Genomic DNA, 25447 nt, shown 5'->3' on the forward strand with positions numbered 1-25447 from the left:
TGCTGCAGGCGCGGACTACTGCCGCTGCAACAGCACAAGCGCCACCGCAGTCACGATCACGCCCGACAGCAGATAGAGCGCCGCCGCCCAGAGCCCAAAGGTCCACGCCAGCACCAACCCGCAAAGCGGTGCAAAGGCTGCGCCTAGAATCCACGACAGGTTGGTGGCCATCGCCGCACCCGAATACCGATACTGCGGCTTGAAGCGATCCGGGACGATCGCGCTCGATTGCCCGTAGGCCAGACCCAGCACCACAAAGCCGAGGATGATGTAGATCGCCGGTGCCCGCTCGAGCGTGCCGATGCTGAGGCAAAGCAACAGGATCAGGGCACTGCTGATCCACAACACCACGGGACGACCAAATTTATCCGCCAGTACGCCCGACAGGATTACGGTCACGATGGCGAGGGTGCCGCCCGCAAGCTGCAGCAACAGGATGCTGGAGAGGTTACTTTCGGTGAAGAGCAGAGAATAGCTGAGCGGGAACACCGTCACCATGTGAAAGAGCGCGTAGCTCGCCAGTGGCAGGAGCGCCGACAGGACAATGGTGCGCCATTCCTGTGACATCAACTCTCCAAGCGGCGCCGAGCGCAGCACCACCTCGTCATCGCCCGCAAAATTCGTCGACAGGAGCCGGAGCCGCGCAAAGAGCGACACCACATTAACCGCCATCACCGCAAAGAAAGCAAAGCGCCAGCCATAGGTGAGGAATTCCTCTTCGCTCAGGAATCCGGTCAGCACATAAAACAGCGCCGCCGCGACGCAAAATCCAACAGGCCCGCCGATTTGCGGCACCATGCTGTACAGGCCGCTTTGCCCTTTGGGCGCCGCCGCCTTGAGCTGCAGGGTGATCCCGTCCCATGCACCGCCAAGGCCGAGCCCCTGCATGAAGCGCAGCGCCGCCAGCGCAATTGGCGCGCCGATCCCCCAGGCTTCATAGCCGGGCAAAAGACCGATGGCGACGGTCGAGACACCCAGGATCATCAGTGCCACCGTGACTTTGCCCGCACGACCGATCACCAGTTGGAGGCGCCGCCCCAGAAGGCTTGCGATGGGGCGCGCAAGAAACGCCAGCGAGAACAGCGCAAAAGACCACAGCGTGCCCATCATCGGGTCAAGATGCGGGAAAAATACCGCCGGAAACACCAGCGCAGAGGCAATGGCGTAGACAAAAAAGCCGAAAAAATCTGTCACGCGCGCCATCACCACGGTGATGATCACGTCGTCAAACGTGACATCAGAATGCTGTGCATTTGCCTCAGTCGTTGTCATGTCAGTCTCCTCGAAAGTCAGCGTAGAGCTAGCACCAAGCGCCCCTCAAACAACCCAAACCAGTGCCTCAACGGGCCAGCGCGAACAAATGTCGCATCTGAAATGTGGGTTTTGGCCCGATCCCGTCATTGTGTCGCAGTTGCGGGCAAATCAAACCGAAATAGGTAGCAGCCCAAAGCAAATTCTACTCTATCAGAAGGGCGGCACCCCATGCGGTATCTTCGTTTCCTGTGTTGTGCTTTGGCGTTTTTGACGCTGTCGGGCTGCAATCTCGTATTGCTGTCCCCCTCCGGCGACATCGCCGCGCAGCAGGGCGACCTCATCGTTTACTCCACAGTCCTCATGCTCATCGTCATCATTCCTGTGATGGCGCTGACGGTGTTTTTTGCCTTCAAATACCGGGCAGACAATAAGGACGCCCGGTACGAGCCGGACTGGGATCACTCCGTCAGTCTCGAGATCGTGGTGTGGTTTGTGCCGCTTGCGATCATCATCTGTCTGGCAGGGCTGACCTGGGTGGCGACCCACCGGCTGGAGCCCTATGACGATCTGCGCCGCGTCTCCGAGACCAAGCCCATCGACCCCAATGTGGAACCCATGGAGGTTCAGGTGGTGGCGCTCGATTGGAAATGGCTGTTCATCTATCCCGAATACGGCGTGGCAACCGTCAACGAGGCTGCAGCCATCGTGGATCGCCCGGTGGAGTGGAAACTCACGTCCTCTACGGTGATGAACGCCTTCTACATCCCGGAAATGGCCGGGATGATCTATGCGATGGCCGGGATGGAGACCGAGCTCAACGCGGTGATCAACGAACCCGGCACGTTTGAGGGTTTTTCGGCCAACTACAGCGGCAATGGGTTCTCTCACATGCGGTTTGATTTCATCGCCGAGGATGAAGCGGGCTTTGAGGCCTGGGTCGAAGAGGTCCGTGCAAGCGGCATGACGCTTGATCAGGACTCCTATGCGGTGCTCGAACAGCCCAGCGTCGCCCATGAGGTCGAGTATTTCGGCGCGGTCGAAGACGGGCTCTGGGACAAGATCCTCAACATGTGCGCTGGCCCCAATGCGCTGTGCCTCAACGACATGATGATGGTTGACGCGCTTGGCGGTGGCGGTCTGGCGGGGCTCTACAATCGAGAACTCTATCGCGGGATCTGCTCGGCAGACGACCCCGAAGCGCTGCTGGCGATGCTAAGGCCTGACATTCAGGAAGAACAGCAGCGCGAAGACATTCTGCAGGCCATGACCCTGACCTCAGGTGACCTGCTTCCCAATTCCAACACAACAGAGGCGAACTGACACATGGCTACGATTCCTGCTACAACAGCAGCCGCTCAGTCCAGTGACGCCCTCAACCAGACCCATTGGTTCTGGGGCAAGCTCGGCTGGGACATCTTTCCCTTCTACGATCCAATCATCTTTGGCACCTTTATCGGGACCTGTATCCTTGCGGCCGGGGTGGTCGGCATAGTGCTCTACTACCGCCTCCTGCCCTATCTGTGGAACGAGTGGTTCACCACGGTGGACCACAAGAAAATCGGCATCATGTACATGATCCTTGCGGTTGTGATGTTGGTGCGTGGCTTTGCCGATGCAGTGCTGATGCGGCTGCATCAGGCGCTGGCCTCGGCGGGATATGTGGGCTTCTTGCCCGCGTATCACTACGATCAGGTCTTTACCGCGCATGGCGTGATCATGATCTTCTTCGTGGCTATGCCCTTTATCACCGGCTTCATGAACTATGTGATGCCGCTGCAGATCGGGGCGCGCGACGTGGCCTTTCCGTTCCTCAACAACTTCAGCTTCTGGCTGACGGTGTCGGGCGCGGTACTGATCATGATCTCGCTCTTTGTGGGGGAGTTTGCCGCGACCGGCTGGCTGGCCTACGCGCCGCTTTCGGGCCTGAAGTTCAGCCCCGGCGTCGGCATGGACTACTACCTGTGGTCGCTCAATATTGCCGGGATCGGCACCACGCTTTCGGGCATCAACCTCGTTGTGACCCTCGTCAAGATGCGCGCACCGGGCATGACCTGGATGAAGCTGCCGATTTTCAGCTGGACCACGCTCTGTACCAACATCTTGATTGTTGTGACCTTCCCGGTCCTCACCGCGACCCTCGCGCTGCTGACTGCGGATCGCTACCTCGGCACCCATTTCTTTACCAATGAGATGGGCGGCAACCCGATGATGTATGTGAACCTGATCTGGATCTGGGGCCACCCGGAGGTCTACATCCTGATCCTGCCAATCTTTGGGATCTTTTCCGAGATCGTCGCGACCTTCTGCGGCAAACGCCTCTTTGGCTATGCCTCCATGGTCTATGCGACCTGCGTCATCATGGTCCTGAGCTACATCGTCTGGCTGCACCACTTCTTTACGATGGGGGCTGGTGCGGATGTGAACTCCTTCTTTGGGATCACAACGATGATCATCTCGATCCCCACGGGGGCCAAGCTCTTCAACTGGCTCTTCACCATGTACAAGGGGCGTATCCGCTTTGAACTTCCGATGATGTGGACCATCGCCTTTATGCTGACCTTTGTGGTCGGGGGCATGACCGGCGTGCTTCTGGCGGTGCCGCCTGCGGACTACGTGCTGCATAACTCCTTGTTCCTGATTGCACATTTCCACAATGTGATCATCGGGGGCGTTGTGTTCGGCATCTTTGCGGGAATCACCTACTGGTGGCCCAAGGCCTTTGGCTTCCACCTTGATCCTTTCTGGGGCAAGGTCAGCTTCTGGGGCTGGGTCGGCGGGTTCTGGGTGGCCTTCATGCCGCTCTATCTTCTGGGCCTGATGGGCGTCACCCGTCGTCTGAGCCAGTTTGAAGACACCATCTACGCAGGGTATTTCTTTACCGCCCTCATCGGCGCGCTGATGATCGCGGTCGGGCTTCTGGCCTTCCTCGTGCAGATCTTCGTGTCGATCCGCAACCGCGAGAAATTGGCGGTGGGCAATGATCCTTGGGGCGGGCGCACGCTGGAGTGGTCCACCACCTCGCCGCCGCCCTATTACAACTTTGCCTTCACCCCGCGCGTCCACGAGCGCGACGCCTGGCACCATATGAAAACCCATGACGCCAAGGCGCCGACCTCGGGCTTCGTACCGATCCACATGCCGCACTACACGGCAAGCGGGATCATTCTGGCGGGGCTGATGACGGTAATGGGCTTTGCACTGGTCTGGCACATCTGGTGGCTCTCGGCGCTGATGTTCCTTGCAAGCCTCGCCTATGGGATCGCTCATACCTTCAACTACAACCGCGACTATTACGTGCCCGCCGAAGAGGTCTCTGAAATCGAGACCGGGCAGAGAACAGTCGCCACGCCTGCGGAGTAAAACATGTCACATTCTGCTGCGACACCCGCCCCAGAGGCGTTGGAGTTCTATGTCACCGAAGATCCCCATGCAGGTCATGGGGATCACCACCACGACACCGGCACCATGCTGGGGTTCTGGATCTACCTGATGAGCGACTGCCTGATCTTTGGCATTCTCTTTGCGGTGCATGCGGTGGTGGGCACAAGCTATGCCGCCGGACCCTCGCCTGCGGATCTGTTCGAGATTGACAAGATCCTGCTGGCGACCTTCTTCCTGCTGTTTTCATCCATCACCTACGGGTTTGCGGTGATCAACATGCAGCAGCGCAAGCAGCGCGCCATGATGCTGTGGCTTGGGGTTACGCTGGTCTTTGGCCTTGGCTTTCTGGTGATGGAGATCCTGGAGTTCCAACACCTGTGGCATCTCGGGGCCGGACCCGGTGCCAGCGCCTTCCTGTCGTCCTTCTGGGTGCTGGTCGGCACCCACGGCCTGCACGTCACGGCCGGGGCGATCTGGCTGGTGGTGCTTTTGGTGCAGGTTCAGATGCATGGTCTCACCGAGGCCAATACGCGTCGCATCCTCTGCCTCAGCATGTTCTGGCACTTCCTTGATCTGATCTGGATCGGGGTCTTCTCATTCGTCTATCTCACGGGGGTACTGCTATGAGCGCCCATTCACACGGCTCTTACAAATCCTACGCGATCGGCTTTGTGTTGTCGGTCATCCTGACCGTGATCCCCTTCTGGCTGGTTCTGGGAGAGGTGGACATCGGCGTCAACACGGCGATTGCCGTCATCTTTGGTCTCGGAGCGGTGCAGATCATCGTCCACATGCATTACTTTCTGCATGTGACCTATGGGGCCGAGGATGGCTGGCAGGTGATGTCGCTGGTGTTCACGGGGATCTTGCTGATCATCGTGCTGGCCGGGTCGATCTGGGTGATGGCGCATCTGCATGAAAACATGATGCCCGCACATGAACAGATCGAACGGGTCAGGAACCTGCCATGAGCACAGGCATAGACACGGAGGGCGGCGGCAAACGCCGCCCTTTCTGGGTCGATGCGGTGATCCTCGCGCTGGCCTTTGGGGTCTTTGTCACCATGGTGAGGCTGGGCAACTGGCAGATGGATCGGCTGGCATGGAAACTTGACCTCATCGAGCAGGTTGAAACACGCGCCTTTGGCCCGCCGGTGGCCGCCCCGATCAAAGGAGCAGCACCAGAATATCAGCGCGTCACCATGCAGGGCGTCTTTCGCCACGACCTGAGCCTACGCATCAAGGCGGTGACGGAAATCGGTCCCGGCTCCTGGGTGATGACCCCGATTGAGGGCGCAGAGCAGACGGTCTGGGTCAATCGTGGTTTTGTGCCGCCCCAGATGCGCCTAGACGAGATCAACCGCCCCGAGGGCCTGCAAGAGATCACCGGCCTCATCCGCAGCGACCAGCCCGGCGGCACGCTCCTTGAGCAGAACCTTCCCGACCGGGACCGCTGGGTGTCCGCCGATCTGGCGCTGATGTCCGCCGACCGCGGCATCGAGGCTGCGGGTTATTATATTGATGCAGCGCATCAGGGCGCCGCAGCCGACTGGCCACGCGGAGGTATGACGCAGCTTGATTTTCGCAACACCCATCTGAGCTATGCGCTCACATGGTACGCCATGGCGGTGCTGTTCTTTGGCGCCATGGCCTATGTGATCTGGGACCGGGTGCGCGCCCCCAAAGAGCGCACAAGCTGACCTGCGCGCTCTTTGGGTTTATCCATCGGTACAATGCGGGGCAGAAACCGTAGCGTTTACTTGAAACGCCCGCCCGCCTCGATCACTTCGATCTGGTAGCCATCGGGGTCGGCCACAAAGAAGAACCGCGCGACGCGCTCGCCCGCGGGGCGAAAGTCCACGATGTCGCGTGGCGCGCCCCCTGCGGCTTCGACCTTGGCGCGCGCCGCTTCCAGATCCTCGACCACCACAGCCAGATGACCATAGCCATTGCCCAGATCATAGGCCTCGGTCTGGGATTTGTTGACCGTAAGCTCCAACTCAAAGCTGCCCTCGGGCGCGGTCAGGTAGATCAGCGTGAAATCATCAAAATCGAGCCGGTCTGCGATCTCCATGTCGAACGCCGCCTTGTAAAACGCCACGGAGGCAGTCTCGTCGAGGACGCGGATCATGCTATGGGCAAGTTTGGTCACTGAAATCTCCGTTTTGAAACAGCGTATATAGTGCCGGATCCGCGCGGATTCCGGCATAACTGTGGTCTTGGATGGATGCGATTACGCGAGGGCCGCGCGAATTTTCTCGGCGTGGGCGGAAATGGCCTCCATATCGCCCATCTGCCCCGGCGCGCGCAGCGACAGCCCCTCGTGACGAGGCAACACATGGAAATGCAGGTGGAACACCTCCTGCCCGCCGGCAGCTTCGTTAAACTGCTGGATCGTCACCCCGTCCGCATCAAAGGCCGCCTTGCTGGCCTGCGCCAGTTTCTGAACACTGCGGATCACCGCCTCAAGCTGCGCGGCGCTGGCATCCAGCACATTGCGGCAAGGGGTTTTGGGGATCACCAAGAGATGCCCGTCCGCGCGCGGCATGATGTCCATAAACGCAAGCGTGTCGTCATCTTCATAAACCCGCATGGAGGGGATCTCTCCGCGCAGGATCTTGGCAAAGATATTGTCGTTGTCATAGGCGGTCATGGCGGGTTCTCTCTCCGTATCAACCGAAAGCGGATCACAGGATCGGGTGTCGCAGCCAACGCGCGCGGGGTCAAGCAACCAGCCCCGTCACGTCGCAGGTTCGCGTCGCGCAGAGGACATGGCAAGGCGCCAAAGACGCAATCGGATGAATATTTCACCGTCATTGAGACCCAAAACTCAAGAGGGCGCGACAATTATTCTTGATCCAGATCAAACTCCGCCATTGAAGGGCCGCGCAGGCCATTCTAAAACCACCAAGAGTCCAGAGCCGCCGGGGAATCCCCCGTGCGGTCTCTGAGGAGTATAAACAGGAGGCACCCAAATGGCAGACGCAGCCATTCAAGGTCACGGCCACGAAGACGAGCGGAGCTTTTTCACCCGCTGGTTTATGAGCACGAACCACAAGGATATCGGTATCCTTTACCTGATCGTTTCGGCGCTCACCGGCTTCATTTCCGTCGCATTCACCGTCTACATGCGACTCGAACTTATGGATCCCGGTGTGCAGTACATGTGTCTGGAAGGCTTTGCCGCAGACCCCTGTACGCCGAATGGCCATCTCTGGAACGTGCTGATTACAGGCCACGGCGTCTTGATGATGTTCTTCGTCGTCATCCCGGCCCTGTTCGGCGGGTTTGGCAACTATTTCATGCCGCTGCAGATCGGCGCGCCGGATATGGCGTTCCCGCGGATGAACAACCTCAGCTTCTGGATGTATGTTGCAGGCACCGCCCTAGCGGTCTCCTCGGTCTATGCGCCGGGCGGCAACAACCAGCTGGGCGCTGGCGTGGGTTGGGTTCTCTATCCGCCGCTCTCCGTCAAGGAAGGCGGGATCGCGATGGATCTGGCGATTTTCGCCGTGCACGTCTCCGGTGCCTCCTCGATCCTGGGCGCGATCAACATGATCACCACCTTCCTGAACATGCGTGCCCCCGGCATGACCCTGTTCAAGGTGCCGCTCTTCAGCTGGTCGATCTTCGTCACCTCCTGGCTGATCCTTCTGTCCCTGCCGGTTCTGGCGGGCGCAATCACCATGCTGCTGATGGATCGTAACTTCGGCTTCACCTTCTTTGATGCCGCAGGCGGCGGGGACCCGGTTCTCTACCAGCACATCCTGTGGTTCTTCGGCCACCCCGAAGTGTACATCGTGATCCTGCCGGGCTTTGGCATCATCTCTCACGTGATCGCGACCTTCTCGCGCAAGCCTGTGTTTGGCTACCTGCCGATGGTCTGGGCGATCATCGCGATTGGTGTTCTGGGCTTCGTCGTTTGGGCGCACCACATGTACACCGTCGGCATGAGCCTCAACCAGCAGGCCTACTTCATGCTGGCCACCATGGTGATCGCCGTGCCCACAGGGGTGAAGGTCTTCTCGTGGATCGCAACCATGTGGGGCGGCTCCATCGAGTTCAAAGCCCCCATGGTCTTTGCTTTCGGCTTCCTGTTCCTGTTCACCGTTGGCGGTGTGACCGGTGTGGTGCTGTCGCAGGCGGCCGTGGACCGGGCCTATCATGACACCTATTACGTGGTGGCACACTTCCACTACGTGATGAGCCTTGGTGCGGTGTTTGCGATCTTCTCCGGCATCTACTTCTACTTTGGTAAGATGACCGGCCGTCAGTACTCCGAACTGGGCGCACAGATTCACTTCTGGATGTTCTTCATCGGTGCAAACCTGACGTTCTTCCCGCAGCACTTCCTGGGCCGTCAGGGCATGCCGCGTCGCTACATCGACTATCCCGAAGGCTTTGCATACTGGAACAAGATCTCGTCCTATGGCGCGTTCCTGTCCTTTGCCTCCTTCATCTTCTTCTTCGGTGTGGTGATCTATTCACTGCTGCGTGGCGCGCGTGTGACCCAGAACAACTACTGGAACGAATACGCCGACACGCTGGAGTGGACCCTGCCCTCTCCGCCGCCGGAGCACACCTTTGAAATCCTGCCCAAGCAGGAAGACTGGGACAAAAGCCACAGCCACTAAGACCGGCTTGAGCTGAAACCAAAACGCCCCGGAGCCACAGGCTTCGGGGCGTTTTCTTTTCTCGCGCAGGGTCTTTTCCACCGCCCGCAAAACCGGGTCATTTTACTCGACAGGGCTGATCGCCAGACTAAACTATGCGTCATGCCCTATGATTGGACCCAGCCCCCCAGCGATCATGGAGGCGAGCTGCATCTGTGGCCGCATCAATCGCTCCCCCCCGAAGGCTACATGCGCTTTATCGGGGCGACAGCCGCGCTCATCACGGTGCCTTTGCTGCCGCTGATGGGCACACCGCTGTTCTGGGGACTGATCCCTTTTCTGACGCTGGCCGTCTTTGGCATGAAATATGCGCTCGATCAGAACCGCCGCCATGCGCAAATCATTGAGGTTCTGCGCCTCGGCCCTGAAGAGGCCGAGCTGATCCGGCGTGACGCACGCGGCAGCGAGCAGTCCTGGCGCTGCAATCGCCACTGGACCCAGGTGTCCCTGCACCCTGATCGCGGTCCGGTGCCCAACTATGTGACATTGCGCGGCGCCGGGCGCGAGGTGGAAATCGGTGCGTTCCTCTCCGAAGATGAGCGCAAGGCGCTCTACCACGATCTGCGCGACGCGATTCGACAGTCCGACAGCCGCTAGCCCATCGAAGCCACAGGTACAAAAAACCCGGCTCTGGGGTCAGAGCCGGGGTTCATCTGTCGTCGCGATGCCCGCGCCAGTTATGGCAATCGAAGACCTCAGCAGCCCCCTGCCGAGCAGAGCTGATCCTTGACCATCGGGCCCACTTTGCCAAAGTCCATCTGGCCGGTGTATTTGGCCTTGAGCGCGCCCATGACCTTGCCCATGTCGCGGATGGATTCAGCACCCGTTTCATCAACGGCGGCCTTCACTGCGTTCGACACCTCATCCTCAGAGAGCTGTTTGGGCAGGAATTCCTCAATGATCTCAATCTCGTTCATCTCGCGCTCGGCGAGGTCGAGCCGTCCGCCCTCCTCATAGGCGCGCACGCTTTCCTTGCGCTGCTTGGTCATCTTGCCGAGGATGGCGAGGATCTCTTCATCGCCGATGCCGCCTTCTTCCCCGTCACCGCGCGCAGCGATTTCACGGTCCTTGATGGCAGCATTGATCAGGCGCAGAGTGCAGAGACGCTCCATCGCCTTGTCCTTCATCGCCTGTTTGAGGGCCTCGTTGACCCGAGTTCGCGTATCCATGTTTTCTCTTCGTCCAGGTGGAGCAAGAAGAGGCAGTATTATTCAAATCCACCGCAATATTCAAGCTCCCCCAATTGTGCGAGACGCAGGGCCGGTATCGGCCTATCGGTGCTTGACCCCGCGCGGCGCGGGACTTATTGATGCGCGAATTTTGCCCGCATGGAGAGTCGAGTCATGGTCGAAACCGTTTCGCCGAAGCCAACCGCCTGCCTGGCCCTTGCAGATGGCACCGTGTTCTATGGACACGGGTTTGGCGCCACCGGGCGATGCGTGGCCGAGCTGTGCTTTAACACCGCAATGACCGGCTATCAGGAAATCATGACCGACCCCTCCTATGCAGGTCAGGTCGTCACCTTCACCTTCCCCCACATCGGCAATACCGGCGTCACCCCCGAGGATGACGAAACCGCCGACCCGGTGGCCGCAGGCATGGTGGTGAAATGGAATCCGACGCTGTCCTCCAACTGGCGCGCCACCGAAGAGCTCAAGTCCTGGCTCACCCGCACGGGCCGCATCGCCATTGGCGGCGTAGACACCCGCCGTCTGACCCGTGCGATCCGCCAGCAGGGCGCGCCGCATGTGGCGATGGAGCATAACCCGGACGGGAATTTCGATCTTGAGGCGCTGGTCGCCGCCGCCCGCGCCTGGCCCGGCCTTGAGGGCATGGACCTCGCCAAGGACGTGACCTGCGCGCAGTCCTACCGCTGGGATGAGATGCGTTGGGCCTGGCCCGAGGGCTACAGCCGTCAGGAAGAGCCCAAGCACAAGGTGGTCGCCATCGACTATGGTGCCAAGCGCAACATCCTGCGCTGCCTCGCCTCGGCGGGCTGCGATGTCACCGTACTGCCAGCCACCGCGACCTCGGAAGAGGTACTGGCCCATGGCCCTGATGGTGTGTTCCTCTCCAATGGCCCCGGCGACCCGGCCGCAACCGGCGCATACGCTGTGCCGATGATCAAGGAAATCCTGGATAAGACCGACTTGCCGGTCTTTGGGATCTGTCTGGGCCACCAGATGCTCGCACTCGCTTTGGGGGCCAAGACCACCAAGATGAACCACGGCCACCACGGCGCCAACCACCCGGTCAAGGAACACGGCACCGGCAAGGTGGAGATCACGTCGATGAACCACGGCTTTGCAGTGGATGCTCAAACCCTGCCCGAGGGCGTCGAAGAGACCCATGTCTCGCTGTTTGACGGCTCCAACTGCGGCATTCGCATGACCGATCGCCCGGTCTACTCCGTGCAGCACCACCCCGAGGCCAGCCCCGGCCCGCAGGACAGTTTTTATCTGTTCGAGCGCTTTGCAGAGGCGATGGCCGCGCGCAAGGCCTGATCGAGCCGCCGTTTCAGTTCTGACACCGCCCGGTTGCCATGCAATCGGGCGGTGTCTTTTTGCGGCGGCTTTTCATCTATTGCGGGTGTTTAACTACGGCCGCTTCCGGCGCTCTGCTAGCCTCGGCGCATGGGCCAAAACCAAATGGATCTGCACCGGCGCAGCCGCGTCCTTTATCGCCGGTCTGCGCGTGCAGGCGGGGTGCGCCCCCCTGCAGCGGCTCCGCCCGATCTTGGGGACCTCCACAGGCAGCACCTCGACAATATCGCGCGTCTGGAACGCACTCGCCAGAAGGCCGCTGTGCGGCGGATCGGGATTGATGAGCCTGACAAGGACATCCTGTCTCTGCGCCCACCCGCTTTTTGGATCAGGCATCAAGCGGTGCCACTGGAAATGCTTGGTCGAACCGCACTGGTGCTGATGGCCGATCCCGCAGGCCTTGCCGCCCTGAGGCAGGATCTTCGGGGTCAATTTGATGAGGTGATCCCAATTCCCACCCCCGCGGCAGAGATTGAGGCCATCTTGCTGAGGGCGCTTCAGGCACAGATGACACGGGAGGCTGCGCGCAGCGTTGCCCCCGCCGTCAGTTGCCGCAGCTTTGATTACCGCGCTGCCCGCGCCCCAGCCTTTGCAACGGGGACGCTTTTGTGTCTGTTTTCCATTCTCGCGCCGCATCTTGTGACTGCGGTGTTGGCTGTAGCGGCGCTTGTGACATTGCTGATGTTCACGGCCCTCAGGATCTCCGGCCTCTTGGCGGCGGCACGCCCGGACCGGCCAAAATCCGAAACACCCAAGGATCTGCCTCAGATGTCGATGCTGGTGCCGCTCTATCGTGAGGCGGAAATTGGCAAGCATCTCTTGCGCCGCCTGTGTCGCCTCACCTATCCGCGCGACCGCCTTGAGGTATTGCTTGTCCTTGAGGAAAACGACGATGTGACCCGAAATGCCGTAAAATGCGCAGACCTGCCCGATTGGTTCCGGGTGGTCGAGGTGCCGGGCGACGGCACGCTCACCACAAAGCCGCGCGCAATGAACTATGCGCTGAATTTCTGCCGGGGAGAGATCATCGGGATCTGGGATGCTGAAGATGCCCCGGAGCCAGACCAACTCGAGAGTGCGGCCAGCGCCTTTGCTCATGCCCCCCCCGACGTGGTGTGCTTTCAGGGAATTCTCGATTTCTACAATCCCAGCCGCAATCTGATTTCGCGCTGCTTTACGCTCGAATATGCGGGATGGTTTCGCGTCCTGCTCCAAGGCATTGCGCGGCTGGGGCTGGTGATCCCGCTTGGAGGCACCACGCTGTTTATCCGCCGCGACGCGCTCGAACAGCTGGGCGCGTGGGATGCACATAACGTCACCGAGGATGCCGACCTTGGCGTGCGGATTGCGCGCGCGGGCTATCGCACCGAAATGCTGCCCACAACCACCTATGAAGAAGCCAACAGCCGCATCACCCCCTGGATCAAACAGCGGTCTCGCTGGCTGAAGGGGTTCATGATGACCTACCTGGTCCACATGCGCGCCCCAAAGGCACTGCTACGGGATGTCGGGTGGCGGCGTTTCTGGGGGCTACAGGCGTTCTTTCTGGGCACCCTCGGGCAATTCCTGCTGGCACCAGTCCTCTGGAGCTTCTGGCTGGTGGCGCTCGGAGTATCGCATCCGCTCGAAGCGTCACTGCCCCGGGATATGCTGTCTGTCGCTGTCGGGGCGCTTGTGTTCTTTGAGGTGCTCAACCTGTGCATCTGGTATTGCGGCGCACGGGCTTCGGGGCGGCCAGTCCTCGCGTTCTGCGCGCCCCTGATGCCTCTCTATTTCATACTTGGCTGTTTTGCCGCCTACAAAGCCCTCTGGGAGGTGTTCGCAGCGCCGTTTTTCTGGGACAAGACCGCGCATGGGGATCATGGCGGCACCACAGAGCATTGACCTCAGCCGCCGCGTGCGCCCGCGTCCTGTTTCAATCGCGTGGTGAAGGCCACCGAGATATGATCCTTCAGCGCCTGCCCTGCCGCCGCCTCATCCCGGTTGGCAATCGCCGCGACAATCGCCTTATGCTCGTCTTGCGCGATGCGCCCGCGCCCCTCGGCAGCCAGCGATGTCGTGGCCATCAGCGCCATGGAGCGATGCACCAGATCCAGTTGCTGCACCAGATAGCGGTTGTGGGAGGCCAGATGGATCTGCTGGTGAAACCGCCGGTTCGCCTTGGCAAGTTCGACCGGGTTGTCGATCAGCGCATCGTCGGCCTCGACCATGTCGCGCAGAACCTGCACCTCTTCGTCGGTGGCATGGCGGGCCGCCAGCGCCGCCGCCAGCCCCTCCAGCTCGCGGCGCACCACATAAAGCTCTGCCATCTGGTTGTGATCAAGCGAGGCCACGATCAGTGACCGGCCATCACGCTCCAGAAGGCTCTGGGTTTCCAGCCGCTGCAATGCCTCGCGAATGGGCGTGCGCGACACCCCAAAACGATCCGCCAGATCATTCTCGACCAAGCGGTCGCCGGGTTTGAACATGCCCACGTCGATGGCGTCGAGGATCAGCCCATAGGCGTCTTTCTGGGTGCTGCTCTTCGTCTGGCTCATCGGCGTGTCGCTCTCCATTGCACCACAATGTTCTACGCCCTGCCTGCGGGGCAATCAAGCCTGAGCCCCAAGGTCGCGCGTGCTATTGCATTGCGAATCCAAGGCATAGCGCCTAGGTCTCGGGCCATGGTCAAGCAATCCTTCTCTCACGTCGAACACTGGGTGTTCGATCTCGACAACACGCTCTATCACCCTTCTGCCCGTCTGTTTGATCAGATCGAGGCCAAGATGATCACCTATGTGATGGAGACCCTCCAGATCGATCACGGGGCCGCCGACAAGCTGCGTGGCGACTATTGGCGCAATCACGGCACCACGCTGGCGGGGCTGATGAAGGAACATGACATCGATCCCGACCCGTTTCTGGTCGCGGTGCATGACATCTCGCTCGACCATCTGGAGCCGGACCAGACGCTCGCAGGTCACATCAAGGCACTCCCGGGGCGCAAGATCGTCTACACCAACGGCTCTGCACCCTATGCAGAGCGCGTGCTGGCCGCGCGGGGGCTGACGGGGCTGTTTGACGGGATATTTGGCGTCGAACATGCAGATTATCGCCCCAAACCCGAGCGCAGCGCCTTTGAACGGGTGTTTGAACGGGCCGGTGTCGACACCACACGGGCGGCGATGTTCGAGGATGATCCACGCAACCTCAACGCGCCACACGCCATGGGGATGCGCACGGTGCATGTGGCGCCCGAGGCCCACCCGGGCGATCACATCCACCATCACACCGAAGATCTGACCGCTTTTCTCGGTCAACTGCGGTAGCCTGTCGCAGCGACGAAAATGCACATGTCGCAGTCATCTTTGGCACCCTACATCGCGCAGAGACACGATATCACGGAGCCTGCCATGACTGCTTACACACTGCCCCCCAAGCTCAGCACCTTTGAGCGGATCATGTTCCGCGTTCCGCTTCTGGGACGGATCTGGAAGGAAGTCACCTATGGCGACGAAGAAAACATCTACTATGCCATCGCGACCTTCCTGAGCCTCTGGGGCATCTCTGTCATGCTGTTTGGCCTGCCCGGCCTTTATCTGCCGGCATTGGCGCTGGTGCCGGTGATATGGATCCTTTTGATCCTGATTTCGCGCGGCTGACCCTACCTGCGGCACAGCGCCGCTTGTGTTTCGCCCGCCCCGCGCCCTATGTCTCCTCCCATAGACATTGCGCGGGGCCGAGGTGATGAACCAGACATGTGACATCCTGATTTCCGGAGGCGGCATTGCCGGGTTGACGGCAGCTGCGGGGTTTGCGGCGCGGGGCTTTTCGGTGATCTGTGTCGATCCCACAGCCCCGGTCACCACGCGTGAGGACGCGGGGGCCGACTTGCGCACCACCGCGTTTTTGCAGCCGGCCAAGTCGCTCCTCGAAGAGGCGGGGCTCTGGTCCCGGTTTGCGCCTCATGCGGCGCCATTGCAGATCATGCGCATCATTGACGCTGGGGGCGCAGACCCAGAGCCCCGTGTGGTGCGTGAATTCGATGCTGCCGAGATTTCCGAGCTGCCTTTTGGTTGGAACCTGCCGAACTGGCTGTTGCGGCGCGAGATGCTGGGGCGGATTGCTGAACTCGCCAATGCCGAGTTCAGGCCCGGCGTCGGCACCCAAAGCCTGTTCACCCGAACCAACGAGGCGCGTGTGACCCTCACCGATGGCAGTCGTGTGCACTGCAAATTGGTGCTGGCCTGTGATGGGCGCGCCTCCCCCATGCGCGAGGCCGCGGGGATCGATGTGCAGACCACCCGCTATGGCCAGAAGGCGCTGGCCTTTGCCGTCACGCACGACACCCCTCACGAAAACGTCTCGACTGAGATCCATCGCACAGGCGGCCCGTTCACTCTGGTGCCGCTGCCGGATCTCGAGGGGCGCCCCTCCTCGGCAATTGTCTGGATGGAGACCAGTGCCAATGCCGACCGGCTTGCTGCATTGGATGAGGTGGATTTTGAGGCGGAGATGAACATCCGCTCTTGTGGCGTTCTCGGCCAGTTGAGCCTGGCGTCGCGCCGAACGCTCTGGCCCATCATCAGCCAGCGCGCCTCGCGCCTTGTCGGGGAGCGTCTGGCCTTGATGGCGGAGGCTGCGCATGTGGTGCCGCCCATCGGGGCGCAGGGGCTCAATATGTCGCTGGCGGATCTGCGGGTTCTGATGGACCTTGCGGATGCGCGTCCAGAGGGCTTGGGCGATCAGGCGATGCTCAACGCCTATGAAAAGGCCCGCCACAGCGACATCAAGCTGCGTGTGAGCGGGATTGATCTCCTCAATCGCGCGTCGATGATGGAGGCGCGGCCTCTGCGCGATCTGCGTGCCGGAGGACTCAACGCGCTCTATTCCCTGCCGCAGGTGCGCAAGATGCTGATGCAGATGGGGCTTGGCGTGCGATAGAAAATGGGCCTGCCCCACAGGACAGGCCCGCGCCTCCGGCGGAGGTATTTTTGAAAAGATGAAGCGGTGTCAGAGCAGCTGGTCGAGCACGGTTTTCAGCCGCGAGAGCGTGCCGTTCACGTCATAGAGTTTATCAAGGCCGAATAGGCCAAGGCGGAAGGTCATGAAGCCATCGGGTTCGTCCACCGCAAGCGGCACGCCCGCAGCAATCTGCATGCCTTGATCGGAGAATTTCTTGCCATTCTGGATCTGGGGATCATCAGTGTAGCTTACGACCACACCCGGCGCGCCAAAGCCCTCGGCGGCGACGGAGGTGACGCCCTTTTTGGCCAGCATTTCGCGCACACCATTGCCGAGTTTCCACTGGGCCTCGCGCAGGCGCTTAAAGCCATAAGCCTTGGTTTCCGCCATCGTGTCCCGGAACTGACGCAGCGCGTCCGTCGGCATGGTGGCGTGATAGGCGTGGCCGCCGTCCTCATAGGCCTGCATGATCGCACGCCATTTCTTGAGGTCGATGGCGAAACTGTCTGAGGTGGTCTCCTCCAGACGCGCAAGCGCGCGTTTTGAGAGCATCACCAGACCCGCTGAAGGGGAGGCGCTCCAGCCCTTTTGCGGTGCCGAGATCAGCACGTCGACGCCCGTGGCCTTCATATCGACCCAGGCGCAGCCAGAAGCGATGCAATCGAGCACCATCAATGCGCCGACCTCATGCGCAGCGGCCGCCATCCGGGTCACATAGTCATCGGGCAGGATCACGCCCGCAGATGTTTCCACATGCGGGGCAAAGACGATGGAGGGCTTTTGCTCCAGGATTGCCTTGGTGACGTCTTCAATGGGTGCGGGTGCAAAAGGAGAATGCGCCCCATTTCCAATCTGACGCGCCTTGAGAACGGTTGCGGATTTTGTGAGGCCGCCGGATTCAAAAATTTGGCTCCAGCGGTAGGAAAACCAGCCGTTACGCACCACCAACGCATCCTGATCGCGGGCGAACTGGCGGGCCACCGCCTCCATTGCGAAGGTGCCGCCGCCGGGCACCAATGCGGTGGCGTCAGCCTTGTAGACCTCTTTCAGCATGGCGTTGATGTCCAGCATCACCTGCTGGAATTCCTTTGACATGTGATTGAGGGAGCGGTCGGTGAAGACCACCGAGAACTCATCCAGACCATCGGGGTCGACTGTCTCCAAGAGGGCCATGTGAAATCTCCTTGCTGCAATTGTGTTGGCTGAGGCCGGTTGTCCCTGTCATGGCAGAGCCGCTCTGCTGGCTCAAGCGCCACGTGGCTACAGCTCTTGTCGCATAATCCGATTAATACGGTTCAGCCCAGGGGGCCGGGGCGGCGTTCTTCGGACAGGAGCACATTGGCGTCCACATTACCCGCCCCCGGCAGCGTCATGATCCGCCGCCGCAGGACGCGTTCGAAATCGGCGATGTCGCGCGCCACGACCCGCAGGCGATAGTCATAAAACCCCAGCACGTGTTCGACTGTCTGCACTTCGGGAATGGCCGAGACTGCGCGCTCGAAATCGTCAAGGCTCACCCGTCCCTTGGTGGCAAGTTTTACGCCCACAAAGACCGTGACGCCAAACCCCAGCTTTTGCAGGTCCAGATCCAGCACGCGGTGCGACAGGATCCCCGCCTCTTCCAGCCGTTTGATCCGCCGCCATGTGGCAGGCTGGCTGAGGCCAAGCGCCCGCCCCAAGGCCCCGGCCGTCTGGGTGGCGTCCTGTGAAAGCGCCCGCAAAAGCGCCAGATCGATTTCATCGAGCCCCGTCATAGCGGCAGCGCCGTGCGGGTGGTGATCCGCGCCACATGCATCAGCGCCTCAATATCTGTGATATTTGGCAGCTGCAGGATGTGGTCGCGGTAAAGCGCCTGATAATGGGCCATATCGCGGGCAATCACGCTGAGACGCACATCAACCTGACCGAGGAATGTCTGGATTTCCAGCACCTCGGGAATCTCGCGCGCCGCCGGGATGAATTCGTCAAAGGCCCTTGGATTGGTCTTGTCGAGCGTCACCCGCAGCGACACTTCCACCGCGTAGCCCAAAGCCTGCCAATCGATCACCGCCCGCACCCCCAAGAGCACGCCCCCCTCGCGCAGTTTTTCAAGACGGCGCGACAGCCGTGACGACGTCAGCCCAAGCCGGTCTGCGAGATCCGGAAGCGATTGGGTTGGGTCATCCTGAAGGTTGCGCAATATGCGTCGGTCAAGGTCATCAAGCATAGATATAATGATAATTCAGCATTTGGAGAATAGCTATCGCGAATCTTTGCGAATTTATACCACAATCGCTCTCGCATTCCGCGGCATGCCACCTATGCTCGTCAGCAGATTAGAAACTCAGGTCAAAGGATTGATCCGATGCGTGTGTACTACGACCGCGACTGCGACGTGAACCTCATCAAAGAAAAGAAAGTCGCCATCCTCGGCTATGGCTCGCAAGGTCACGCGCATGCGCTGAACCTGCGCGATTCCGGCGCCAAGAACCTCGTGATCGCCCTGCGCGAAGGCTCCCCCTCCGCCAAGAAAGCCGAAGCCGAAGGCCTGCAGGTCATGGGTATCGCCGAAGCCGCGGCCTGGTGTGACGTCATCATGTTCACCATGCCCGACGAACTGCAGGCAGAGACCTACAAGAAATACGTCCACGACAACATCAAGCCGGGCGCGGCGATTGCATTCGCCCACGGCCTGAACGTGCACTTCGGCCTGATCGAGCCCAAAGAAGGCGTCGACGTCATCATGATGGCGCCCAAAGGCCCCGGCCACACCGTGCGCGGCGAATACACCAAAGGCGGCGGCGTGCCCTGCCTCGTGGCGGTTCACAACGACGCATCTGGCTCCGCGCTGGAAACTGCGCTGTCCTATTGCTCCGCCATCGGTGGCGGCCGCTCGGGCATCATCGAAACCAACTTCCGCGAAGAGTGCGAAACCGACCTCTTTGGCGAACAAGCCGTGCTCTGCGGTGGCCTGGTCGAACTGATCCGCTGCGGCTTCGAGACCCTGGTTGAAGCTGGCTACGCGCCGGAAATGGCCTACTTCGAGTGTCTGCACGAAGTGAAGCTGATCGTGGACCTGATCTACGAAGGCGGCATTGCGAACATGGATTACTCCATCTCCAACACCGCTGAGTATGGCCAGTACGTCACCGGCCCGCGCATCCTGAAGTACGACGAGACCAAAGCCCGCATGAAAGAAGTCCTCGCCGACATCCAGCAGGGCAAATTCGTACGCGACTTCATGCTGGAAAACGCTGTAGGCCAGCCCACCATCAAAGCGTCCCGCCGTGCCAACGACGAGCACGCGATCGAAGCCACCGGCGCCAAGCTGCGTGAAATGATGCCCTGGATCTCTGCCGGCAAGATGGTCGACAAGTCCAAGAACTAAGGCCTGCGATTGCGGAGCTCAGGCTCCACAACCCGGACCTCTGCAGGGCGCCTCGGGAAACCGGGGCGCCTTCTCCACGTCACAGGGCTGCCGCGCGCCGCCGCCCCAGACGGTTCTGACCTGCTGACAGCAACACTCCAAGGAGACCACAATGCCGGAAATCGCACCCCGTTACTGGGCCATGGTGGCCGCCTTGGGCCTCACCTGGGGCGGCACCTTCATGGTGGTGGAACTGGCGCTGCGCGGCATCACACCCTTCTGGCTCGCGGCCGGGCGGATCGGCTTTGCCGCGCTCCTGCTTACTTCGATCTGGGGTCTGCGCGGCTTTCGCCTGTTTGAAACCCGTGCGAACTGGCCCGTGGTGATCTTCGTGGGCCTGCTCAGCTCCACCCTGCCCTTCATCCTGATCAGCTGGGGTCTGCAACATGTGACTTCGGGCTTTGCAGGCGTCAGCATGGCGGCCATCCCGCTGATGGTGCTGCCGCTTGCGCATTTCTTTGCCGCCGAACCGCTGACCCCGCGCCGACTGCTCGGTGTGGTCATCGGCTTTTTGGGGGTCGCTTTGCTGATTGGCGGTCAGGCCTTCGAAAGCAATGGCTCCGATCTGGAATGGGCCGGGCGGCTAGCCTGCCTCACCGCCGCTGCCTGCTACTCGGTTTCTTCGATCTCTGTGCGCCGCCTCCCGGCGGTCGACTCGGTGGGGCTTGCGGCGGTCCTTTTGCTGATCGGCGCTCTGGGCATTCTGCCTGCGGCCTGGCTGGTTGAAGGTCCCCCGCCCGCCATCTCCTCAGAGACATGGATGTGGCTTGCTATCCTCGGCCTGATTCCGACCGCAGGCGCAAACCTCCTGCGCGTGCTGGTCATTCGCGGCGCAGGCCCCACCTTCATGAGCCTCACCAACTATCTGGTGCCGGTCTGTGCGGTGCTTTTTGGGGCACTCTTCCTGAAAGAAGCCCTCCCCAGCGTTCTCTTGTGGTCTCTGGCACTCATTCTCGCAGGCGTCGCGCTGAGCCAATACGGCGCCCTGAAGCGTCTCTTTGGCCTGAGCTGACACCTCTTTATTTTCTCGACAAGATCTCGGGGTGACGACTCTGCCTGTGGAGACAGAGCCCCCCATGAAGGGACCAAAGCAAACCCTGCGCCGCCGACCGTAAGCCCGGGCCGCATGTGCCTACTGCGTTGCCGCCTCTACAGCCGCAACCACATCGTCGACAGCACGGTTCAGCAACACCGGGTCCTCGCTCTCGGCCATCACGCGGATGAGCGGCTCGGTGCCAGACTTTCGGATCAACAGCCGCCCGCGGCCATTGAGCTGCTTTTCAGCCTCTGCAATCGCCGTTTGCACCTGATCCGCCTCCAATGGTGCCTGCCCGGCCTCGAACCGCACATTCTTGAGCAGCTGCGGAACCGGCTCAAACTGGCGCGCCAATTCCGAGGCCTTCTGCCCGCGCCGTACCATCTCGGCGAGGAAATGCAGCCCCGCCATCAGACCGTCGCCGGTGGTGGCATAATCGCTCATCACGATATGGCCGGATTGCTCACCGCCGAGGTTAAAGCCCCCCTGCCGCATGCGCTCCACCACATAGCGGTCCCCAACGCCGGTCCGCTCAAGACCGATGCCGCGCTCATTCAAGAACCGCTCGAGACCCAGGTTCGACATGACGGTTGCAACAAGTGCGCCGCCGCTCAACCGCCCATCCGCAGACCATGCCGAGGCCAGAAGCGCCATCAGCTGATCGCCGTCGGCGACGGTGCCGGTCTCGTCGATCACCACAACCCTGTCGGCATCACCGTCAAGGCAGATCCCCACATCGGCACCATGCGCCACCACCGTCTCGGCCGCCGCCGCCGGCTGGGTGGAGCCACAGCCGCGATTGATATTGAGCCCATCGGGCGACACCCCGACGGGGATCACATCTGCACCCAGCTCCCACAGGATTTCAGGCGCGGCGCGGTGGGCGGCCCCATTCGCGCAATCGATCACAACCTTCAGGCCATCCAGACGCATGTCACGCGGCAAAGAGCTCTTGACCCGCTCGCCATAGCGAAACCGTGCATCATCGATCCGTTTGGCGCGACCAATGTTCTGCGCCTGTGCAGGCTCGACACCCGCCTCAATCAGCGCCTCAAGCTCCAGTTCCACCTCATCCGAGAGCTTATAGCCATCGGGGCCAAAGAACTTGATGCCATTGTCCTCGGCCGGGTTGTGGCTGGCAGAGATCATCACGCCCAAATCTGCCCGCATCGAGCGGGTCATCAGACCCACGGCAGGCGTTGGCACGGGCCCCAGCAAAAGCACATTCATGCCTGTCGAGGTCAGCCCCGCCGTCAGCGCGTTTTCAAACATATAGCCCGAGAGGCGGGTGTCCTTGCCGATCACCACCCGGTGCACGGTGTCGTTTTCACGCCGGAAGTAGCGCCCAACAGCGGCCCCGATCCGAAGCGCCATCTCGGCGGTCATCGGATGCATATTGGCCTTGCCACGCACGCCATCGGTTCCAAAGAGTTTCCGCATCAAAGCTGCTCCCCTGCCCAGCGCAGCGCCGGACATTCCAACTGCTGCCGTGATCTCTTTCTATCGTGTGGCCTGCCACAGGCGCAGCGCCTGCGCCGTCTCTGCCACATCATGCACCCGTAGCAATTGCACGCCTTGAGCAAAACCCGCAAGCCCCACGGCAATAGATCCGGGCGCGCGGCGTGCAGCTTGCGGTTCTTTGCCAATCGCGCCGATGAATCCCTTGCGCGACACGCCCAGAAGGATCGGACAACCAATGCCGTGAAACAGGCTCAGATTGCGCAGGAGCGCCAGGTTATGCGCCTCCGTCTTGCCAAATCCGATACCGGGATCAATCACGATTTGCTCGCGCAGCACCCCGATCGCCTCGAGCTGGTCGACCTGCGCGGCAAGGAAATCATAGACGTCGAGCACCACGTTTTCGTAGTGCGGATTGTCCTGCATGGTCTTGGGATCGCCCTGCGCATGCATCACACAGACAGGAACCCCGGCCTGTGCCGCCAGCGGCGCCAGGGCCGCATCGAACGTAAAGCCCGACACATCATTGATGAGTGATGCCCCCGCCTCCAGCGCTTCCATGCCCACGGTGGCTTTGCGCGTGTCAATGGAGATCGCAACATCGCTTTGGTCGCGAATGGCGGCGATCACCGGAGCGGTGCGGGTGATTTCTGCAAGCTCCTCGACCTCTGCTGCGCCGGGGCGGGTGCTCTCGCCGCCGACGTCGATGATCGACGCCCCATCCGCCACCATCTGCAGCGCCGCATCGCAAGCGACATCCACTTCGTCGAACTGGCCGCCATCCGAGAAACTGTCCGGGGTCACATTGAGGATGCCCATGATCTGCGGCTGCGTCATGTCGAGCCCTGCAATCGCTGCGCGGCGGCTCATCAGGCGAAACCTGATCTCTTCGGGCAACAGGCCCGCTGGCACGATACGCGGTGGCGCGCTGCGATCCAGAACTTCGACTTCAGTGAACCAGAGCGCGCTGCCGGCGAGATGAATGGCGCCCTCGGGGCGCGCATCTCCATGACGAACCAGGGGGCGGTAGTAACTCACAGGGTATGTTGCTCCTCAGCATGGGCCCGCAGAGGCACGCCGGGGTTCTCCGGCAGCTCCGCGCCAATCACGATCATTTCTTCTGCTTCGAAAGTAGAAGCGAACCACGCCGCAAGTGCAACCGCATTTGATGGCGGCTCGCTGGGACCTTCGACCGCATCCAGCACGATCTTGGAGGGCGCCCAGACGCAGATCTGGCCATTTTTCATCGCCCAGTCCAGCTCAGTACGGGTTTCCACCACTTTGCAGCGCGAATCCCGCGCCGCCAGACGCCAGGCATTTTGCTCAATTGCCAGCAAATCAATGCGGCGCTGGGTCCATTTGTGCCCGGTCTGGGGCAGCGCCAGATCATGCGCCCCCACACAGAGGATCAAGGGCCGCTCGCGGCATTCCATCTGGTCGATCCAACCAGTGAGATTGTCGCTGTCGATCGCAGCGTTGGAGAGAAACATCAGTCGTGGATGCGGTTTCACATCTTCATCGGCCTCGTGCGAAACCTGATCCGCAGAGCGTACGATCTCCACCCCCAGCTTGCCCGGGCCACGATCCAGTTTCTCGATCCGCACAAAGGCCCGCACCGCCTGCGGCTCCCAGAGGATCCGCTCTGCCACGCGCTCCGCCAGGGTTTCCAGCAGCGCCAGCCGCTCGCGGGCCAGCTCGTGGGCAATGGCCTCGGTCACCTTGTCATACGACAGGATACGATCCACATCGTCATCGAGATCCGCCGGCAGTGGCGCGATTTCCACCACAACGTTGAAACATACACGCTGCGTGGTGCCGCGTTCCTGTTGAAAAGCCCCGATCTCCACCTCGACGATGTGATCGCGCAGGGAAATCCGGTCCAGCGCGCCGGGACGGGCCGTCGCGGCAGAGCGCTCGGAGGGATGCGCGAAGGCGAGATGGATGTCAGAACTCATGGTGTGGCCCCCGGCTGGCTTTGGAACAGGAAAAAGGCTGTGTCAGGAGTCACAGTCTTAGGTCCGTTCCAGCCGGATAACAGGCTCAGACCCGCCGTGCCAGAGCCGGAAAGCGGCGTATTCCGGTCTCCGGCGGGCAAAAGGCGCCAGTCTTAGTTCGAGGCCGTGCGGTAGCGCTCGTCCCGGTAGAACAGATGTACGCCAATTCGCGCGGTCTTGGTAAACTTGCGCGACCAGCGCGGGCTGACGGCGGTGGTGTGGTAATAGGTGGCCCCTTGGGTGAGCTTTGGGTTCACCCCATCCAGCACCAGCCGCGCCACTTTGGCCACGCGCTCAAAGGCGCGGGGTTCGTGAATCACTTCTTTGTGGCCATCACAGGTATAGGTGAACTGGCACTGGTATTTGCGGCCCGTGCCCTGGTTAATGACACCGCAAAACGTATTCGGGAACTGGGCGCTTTGCACCCGGTTCTTGATCACTTCGGCCACTGCGAACTGGCCTTTGACGGTCTCGCCGCGCGCCTCGAAGTAGAGCGCCTCTGCGAGACATTCAAACTCGCTACCGCCCGTTGCGGCGGGGCGGCTGTCGAGGAAGTCGCGGGTGAATTCCACCTGCGTCACGCCATTGGTGCGGGTCTGGCGTTTTCCGCCCAAGAAACGCAGCATGCGCTCTTTGGGTGCGGCTTGAAGCGTCGACTGCTCCTGTTTGAAAAGCGCATCCAGCCCCATATCCGCAGAGGCCATGCTCCCGCCTAGTGTTGCCGCAACCACTGCGGCCCACATCAGTTTCCGTTTCATT

General features: G+C 61.0%; 26 protein-coding genes. 14 read left to right on the forward strand and 12 right to left on the reverse strand.

Features of this window, described 5'->3' with window-relative positions; genetic code table 11:
- Nucleotides 1-15 precede the first annotated feature (15 nt).
- Nucleotides 16-1272, reverse strand: a complete 1257-nt coding sequence (locus tag ACZ1HH_RS10640) for an MFS transporter (RefSeq protein WP_416368959.1) — start codon at nt 1270-1272, stop codon at nt 16-18.
- Nucleotides 1273-1482: 210 nt separating this feature from the next.
- On the opposite strand from ACZ1HH_RS10640, the gene cyoA reads away from it, so the two are divergent.
- From cyoA to ACZ1HH_RS10665, 5 genes are read left to right on the forward strand one after another with little or no spacing between them, the layout of a single operon-like run.
- Nucleotides 1483-2574, forward strand: coding sequence for a ubiquinol oxidase subunit II (gene cyoA / locus ACZ1HH_RS10645; protein WP_472636625.1), 1092 nt, complete (start codon nt 1483-1485; stop codon nt 2572-2574).
- Between the two features lie 3 nt (nt 2575-2577).
- Nucleotides 2578-4614 (forward strand): cytochrome o ubiquinol oxidase subunit I, encoded by a 2037-nt coding sequence (gene cyoB / locus ACZ1HH_RS10650; RefSeq protein WP_472636626.1) that lies wholly within the window; start codon nt 2578-2580, stop codon nt 4612-4614.
- Between the two features lie 3 nt (nt 4615-4617).
- Nucleotides 4618-5262 (forward strand): cytochrome o ubiquinol oxidase subunit III, encoded by a 645-nt coding sequence (gene cyoC, locus ACZ1HH_RS10655; protein ID WP_011539607.1) that lies wholly within the window; start codon nt 4618-4620, stop codon nt 5260-5262.
- A complete protein-coding gene (gene cyoD, locus ACZ1HH_RS10660) occupies nt 5259-5606 on the forward strand; it encodes a cytochrome o ubiquinol oxidase subunit IV (protein ID WP_011539608.1) in 348 nt (115 codons plus the stop codon). Before cyoC ends, cyoD begins: the two co-directional genes overlap by 4 nt.
- Complete coding sequence (locus ACZ1HH_RS10665; RefSeq protein ID WP_472636627.1) at nt 5603-6334, forward strand: SURF1 family protein; 732 nt, start codon at nt 5603-5605, stop codon at nt 6332-6334. The genes cyoD and ACZ1HH_RS10665 overlap by 4 nt, the downstream gene beginning before the upstream one ends.
- 56 nt (nt 6335-6390) lie before the next feature.
- Here the strand turns inward: ACZ1HH_RS10665 and ACZ1HH_RS10670 are convergent, their stop codons facing one another.
- Together ACZ1HH_RS10670 and ACZ1HH_RS10675 are read right to left on the reverse strand one after the other, a co-directional pair.
- Nucleotides 6391-6786, reverse strand: a complete 396-nt coding sequence (locus ACZ1HH_RS10670; protein WP_168610016.1) for a VOC family protein — start codon at nt 6784-6786, stop codon at nt 6391-6393.
- 81 nt (nt 6787-6867) lie between these two features.
- Nucleotides 6868-7287: an HIT family protein gene (locus ACZ1HH_RS10675; RefSeq protein ID WP_168610015.1), complete on the reverse strand. Its 420-nt coding sequence runs from the start codon at nt 7285-7287 to the stop codon at nt 6868-6870.
- Between the two features lie 322 nt (nt 7288-7609).
- On the opposite strand from ACZ1HH_RS10675, the gene ACZ1HH_RS10680 reads away from it, so the two are divergent.
- Both ACZ1HH_RS10680 and ACZ1HH_RS10685 read left to right on the forward strand, forming a co-directional pair.
- Nucleotides 7610-9268, forward strand: a complete 1659-nt coding sequence (locus ACZ1HH_RS10680) for a cytochrome c oxidase subunit I (protein ID WP_011539612.1) — start codon at nt 7610-7612, stop codon at nt 9266-9268.
- A 141-nt stretch (nt 9269-9409) separates the two neighbouring features.
- Nucleotides 9410-9904, forward strand: a complete 495-nt coding sequence (locus ACZ1HH_RS10685) for a DUF2244 domain-containing protein (RefSeq protein ID WP_011539613.1) — start codon at nt 9410-9412, stop codon at nt 9902-9904.
- A gap of 98 nt (nt 9905-10002) precedes the next feature.
- On the opposite strand, the gene ACZ1HH_RS10690 is transcribed toward ACZ1HH_RS10685, so the two are convergent.
- Nucleotides 10003-10476, reverse strand: coding sequence for a GatB/YqeY domain-containing protein (locus ACZ1HH_RS10690; protein WP_011539614.1), 474 nt, complete (start codon nt 10474-10476; stop codon nt 10003-10005).
- Between the two features lie 174 nt (nt 10477-10650).
- Here ACZ1HH_RS10690 and carA point away from each other — a divergent pair, with 174 nt between their 5' ends.
- Both carA and ACZ1HH_RS10700 read left to right on the forward strand, forming a co-directional pair.
- Complete coding sequence (gene carA, locus ACZ1HH_RS10695; RefSeq protein ID WP_472636628.1) at nt 10651-11811, forward strand: glutamine-hydrolyzing carbamoyl-phosphate synthase small subunit; 1161 nt, start codon at nt 10651-10653, stop codon at nt 11809-11811.
- 129 nt (nt 11812-11940) lie between these two features.
- A complete protein-coding gene (locus ACZ1HH_RS10700) occupies nt 11941-13734 on the forward strand; it encodes a glycosyltransferase (protein ID WP_487320269.1) in 1794 nt (597 codons plus the stop codon).
- Nucleotides 13735-13736: 2 nt separating this feature from the next.
- Here the strand turns inward: ACZ1HH_RS10700 and ACZ1HH_RS10705 are convergent, their stop codons facing one another.
- Complete coding sequence (locus ACZ1HH_RS10705; protein WP_011539617.1) at nt 13737-14387, reverse strand: GntR family transcriptional regulator; 651 nt, start codon at nt 14385-14387, stop codon at nt 13737-13739.
- A gap of 126 nt (nt 14388-14513) precedes the next feature.
- On the opposite strand from ACZ1HH_RS10705, the gene ACZ1HH_RS10710 reads away from it, so the two are divergent.
- The 3 genes from ACZ1HH_RS10710 (at nt 14514) to ACZ1HH_RS10720 (ending at nt 16773) form a co-directional block, all read left to right on the forward strand.
- Nucleotides 14514-15158, forward strand: coding sequence for a pyrimidine 5'-nucleotidase (locus ACZ1HH_RS10710; protein ID WP_011539618.1), 645 nt, complete (start codon nt 14514-14516; stop codon nt 15156-15158).
- An 84-nt stretch (nt 15159-15242) separates the two neighbouring features.
- On the forward strand, nt 15243-15491 hold the full coding sequence (locus ACZ1HH_RS10715) for a hypothetical protein (RefSeq protein WP_472636629.1): 249 nt from the start codon (nt 15243-15245) through the stop codon (nt 15489-15491).
- An 85-nt stretch (nt 15492-15576) separates the two neighbouring features.
- Complete coding sequence (locus ACZ1HH_RS10720) at nt 15577-16773, forward strand: UbiH/UbiF family hydroxylase (RefSeq protein WP_472636630.1); 1197 nt, start codon at nt 15577-15579, stop codon at nt 16771-16773.
- Between the two features lie 69 nt (nt 16774-16842).
- Here ACZ1HH_RS10720 and ACZ1HH_RS10725 read toward each other — a convergent pair whose 3' ends face one another.
- The 3 genes from ACZ1HH_RS10725 to ACZ1HH_RS10735 all read right to left on the reverse strand — a co-directional run bounded on the left by ACZ1HH_RS10725 (nt 16843) and on the right by ACZ1HH_RS10735 (nt 19000).
- Nucleotides 16843-17967 (reverse strand): aminotransferase class V-fold PLP-dependent enzyme, encoded by a 1125-nt coding sequence (locus tag ACZ1HH_RS10725; RefSeq protein ID WP_472636631.1) that lies wholly within the window; start codon nt 17965-17967, stop codon nt 16843-16845.
- Between the two features lie 122 nt (nt 17968-18089).
- Entirely contained in the window at nt 18090-18548 is a 459-nt protein-coding gene (locus ACZ1HH_RS10730; RefSeq protein WP_416368972.1) for an Lrp/AsnC family transcriptional regulator, read from the reverse strand.
- A complete protein-coding gene (locus ACZ1HH_RS10735; RefSeq protein ID WP_011539623.1) occupies nt 18545-19000 on the reverse strand; it encodes an Lrp/AsnC family transcriptional regulator in 456 nt (151 codons plus the stop codon). The genes ACZ1HH_RS10730 and ACZ1HH_RS10735 overlap by 4 nt, the downstream gene beginning before the upstream one ends.
- Before the next feature lie 138 nt (nt 19001-19138).
- Here ACZ1HH_RS10735 and ilvC point away from each other — a divergent pair, with 138 nt between their 5' ends.
- A complete protein-coding gene (ilvC, locus tag ACZ1HH_RS10740; protein WP_005632920.1) occupies nt 19139-20161 on the forward strand; it encodes a ketol-acid reductoisomerase in 1023 nt (340 codons plus the stop codon).
- A 151-nt stretch (nt 20162-20312) separates the two neighbouring features.
- Nucleotides 20313-21212, forward strand: a complete 900-nt coding sequence (locus ACZ1HH_RS10745; protein ID WP_472636632.1) for a DMT family transporter — start codon at nt 20313-20315, stop codon at nt 21210-21212.
- Nucleotides 21213-21332: 120 nt separating this feature from the next.
- Here the strand turns inward: ACZ1HH_RS10745 and glmM are convergent, their stop codons facing one another.
- The 4 genes from glmM to ACZ1HH_RS10765 form a co-directional block, all read right to left on the reverse strand.
- Nucleotides 21333-22676: a phosphoglucosamine mutase gene (gene glmM / locus ACZ1HH_RS10750; RefSeq protein WP_011539625.1), complete on the reverse strand. Its 1344-nt coding sequence runs from the start codon at nt 22674-22676 to the stop codon at nt 21333-21335.
- A 60-nt stretch (nt 22677-22736) separates the two neighbouring features.
- A complete protein-coding gene (folP, locus tag ACZ1HH_RS10755) occupies nt 22737-23732 on the reverse strand; it encodes a dihydropteroate synthase (protein WP_011539626.1) in 996 nt (331 codons plus the stop codon).
- Nucleotides 23729-24649 (reverse strand): dihydroneopterin aldolase, encoded by a 921-nt coding sequence (locus ACZ1HH_RS10760; RefSeq protein ID WP_011539627.1) that lies wholly within the window; start codon nt 24647-24649, stop codon nt 23729-23731. Before ACZ1HH_RS10760 ends, folP begins: the two co-directional genes overlap by 4 nt.
- A gap of 152 nt (nt 24650-24801) precedes the next feature.
- A complete protein-coding gene (locus tag ACZ1HH_RS10765; RefSeq protein ID WP_011539628.1) occupies nt 24802-25446 on the reverse strand; it encodes a cell wall hydrolase in 645 nt (214 codons plus the stop codon).
- Nucleotide 25447 lies beyond the last annotated feature (1 nt).

Source organism: Epibacterium sp. HA2-3 (assembly GCF_055693725.2).

Coding starts and splice junctions, on each gene's coding strand:
- cyoB (WP_472636626.1), top strand. CDS start 2,578: ATGGCTACGATTCCTGCTACAACAGCAGCCGCTCAGTCCAGTGACGCC.
- ACZ1HH_RS10725 (WP_472636631.1), bottom strand. CDS start 17,967: ATGGCCCTCTTGGAGACAGTCGACCCCGATGGTCTGGATGAGTTCTCG.
- ACZ1HH_RS10720 (WP_472636630.1), top strand. CDS start 15,577: ATGAACCAGACATGTGACATCCTGATTTCCGGAGGCGGCATTGCCGGG.
- ACZ1HH_RS10705 (WP_011539617.1), bottom strand. CDS start 14,387: ATGAGCCAGACGAAGAGCAGCACCCAGAAAGACGCCTATGGGCTGATC.
- cyoA (WP_472636625.1), top strand. CDS start 1,483: ATGCGGTATCTTCGTTTCCTGTGTTGTGCTTTGGCGTTTTTGACGCTG.
- ACZ1HH_RS10685 (WP_011539613.1), top strand. CDS start 9,410: ATGCCCTATGATTGGACCCAGCCCCCCAGCGATCATGGAGGCGAGCTG.
- ACZ1HH_RS10675 (WP_168610015.1), bottom strand. CDS start 7,287: ATGACCGCCTATGACAACGACAATATCTTTGCCAAGATCCTGCGCGGA.
- ACZ1HH_RS10760 (WP_011539627.1), bottom strand. CDS start 24,649: ATGAGTTCTGACATCCATCTCGCCTTCGCGCATCCCTCCGAGCGCTCT.
- ACZ1HH_RS10680 (WP_011539612.1), top strand. CDS start 7,610: ATGGCAGACGCAGCCATTCAAGGTCACGGCCACGAAGACGAGCGGAGC.
- cyoC (WP_011539607.1), top strand. CDS start 4,618: ATGTCACATTCTGCTGCGACACCCGCCCCAGAGGCGTTGGAGTTCTAT.
- ACZ1HH_RS10690 (WP_011539614.1), bottom strand. CDS start 10,476: ATGGATACGCGAACTCGGGTCAACGAGGCCCTCAAACAGGCGATGAAG.
- glmM (WP_011539625.1), bottom strand. CDS start 22,676: ATGCGGAAACTCTTTGGAACCGATGGCGTGCGTGGCAAGGCCAATATG.
- cyoD (WP_011539608.1), top strand. CDS start 5,259: ATGAGCGCCCATTCACACGGCTCTTACAAATCCTACGCGATCGGCTTT.
- ACZ1HH_RS10640 (WP_416368959.1), bottom strand. CDS start 1,272: ATGACAACGACTGAGGCAAATGCACAGCATTCTGATGTCACGTTTGAC.
- ACZ1HH_RS10730 (WP_416368972.1), bottom strand. CDS start 18,548: ATGACGGGGCTCGATGAAATCGATCTGGCGCTTTTGCGGGCGCTTTCA.
- ACZ1HH_RS10715 (WP_472636629.1), top strand. CDS start 15,243: ATGACTGCTTACACACTGCCCCCCAAGCTCAGCACCTTTGAGCGGATC.
- ACZ1HH_RS10765 (WP_011539628.1), bottom strand. CDS start 25,446: ATGAAACGGAAACTGATGTGGGCCGCAGTGGTTGCGGCAACACTAGGC.
- ACZ1HH_RS10665 (WP_472636627.1), top strand. CDS start 5,603: ATGAGCACAGGCATAGACACGGAGGGCGGCGGCAAACGCCGCCCTTTC.
- ACZ1HH_RS10745 (WP_472636632.1), top strand. CDS start 20,313: ATGCCGGAAATCGCACCCCGTTACTGGGCCATGGTGGCCGCCTTGGGC.
- ACZ1HH_RS10700 (WP_487320269.1), top strand. CDS start 11,941: ATGGGCCAAAACCAAATGGATCTGCACCGGCGCAGCCGCGTCCTTTAT.
- ACZ1HH_RS10735 (WP_011539623.1), bottom strand. CDS start 19,000: ATGCTTGATGACCTTGACCGACGCATATTGCGCAACCTTCAGGATGAC.
- carA (WP_472636628.1), top strand. CDS start 10,651: ATGGTCGAAACCGTTTCGCCGAAGCCAACCGCCTGCCTGGCCCTTGCA.
- ilvC (WP_005632920.1), top strand. CDS start 19,139: ATGCGTGTGTACTACGACCGCGACTGCGACGTGAACCTCATCAAAGAA.
- ACZ1HH_RS10710 (WP_011539618.1), top strand. CDS start 14,514: ATGGTCAAGCAATCCTTCTCTCACGTCGAACACTGGGTGTTCGATCTC.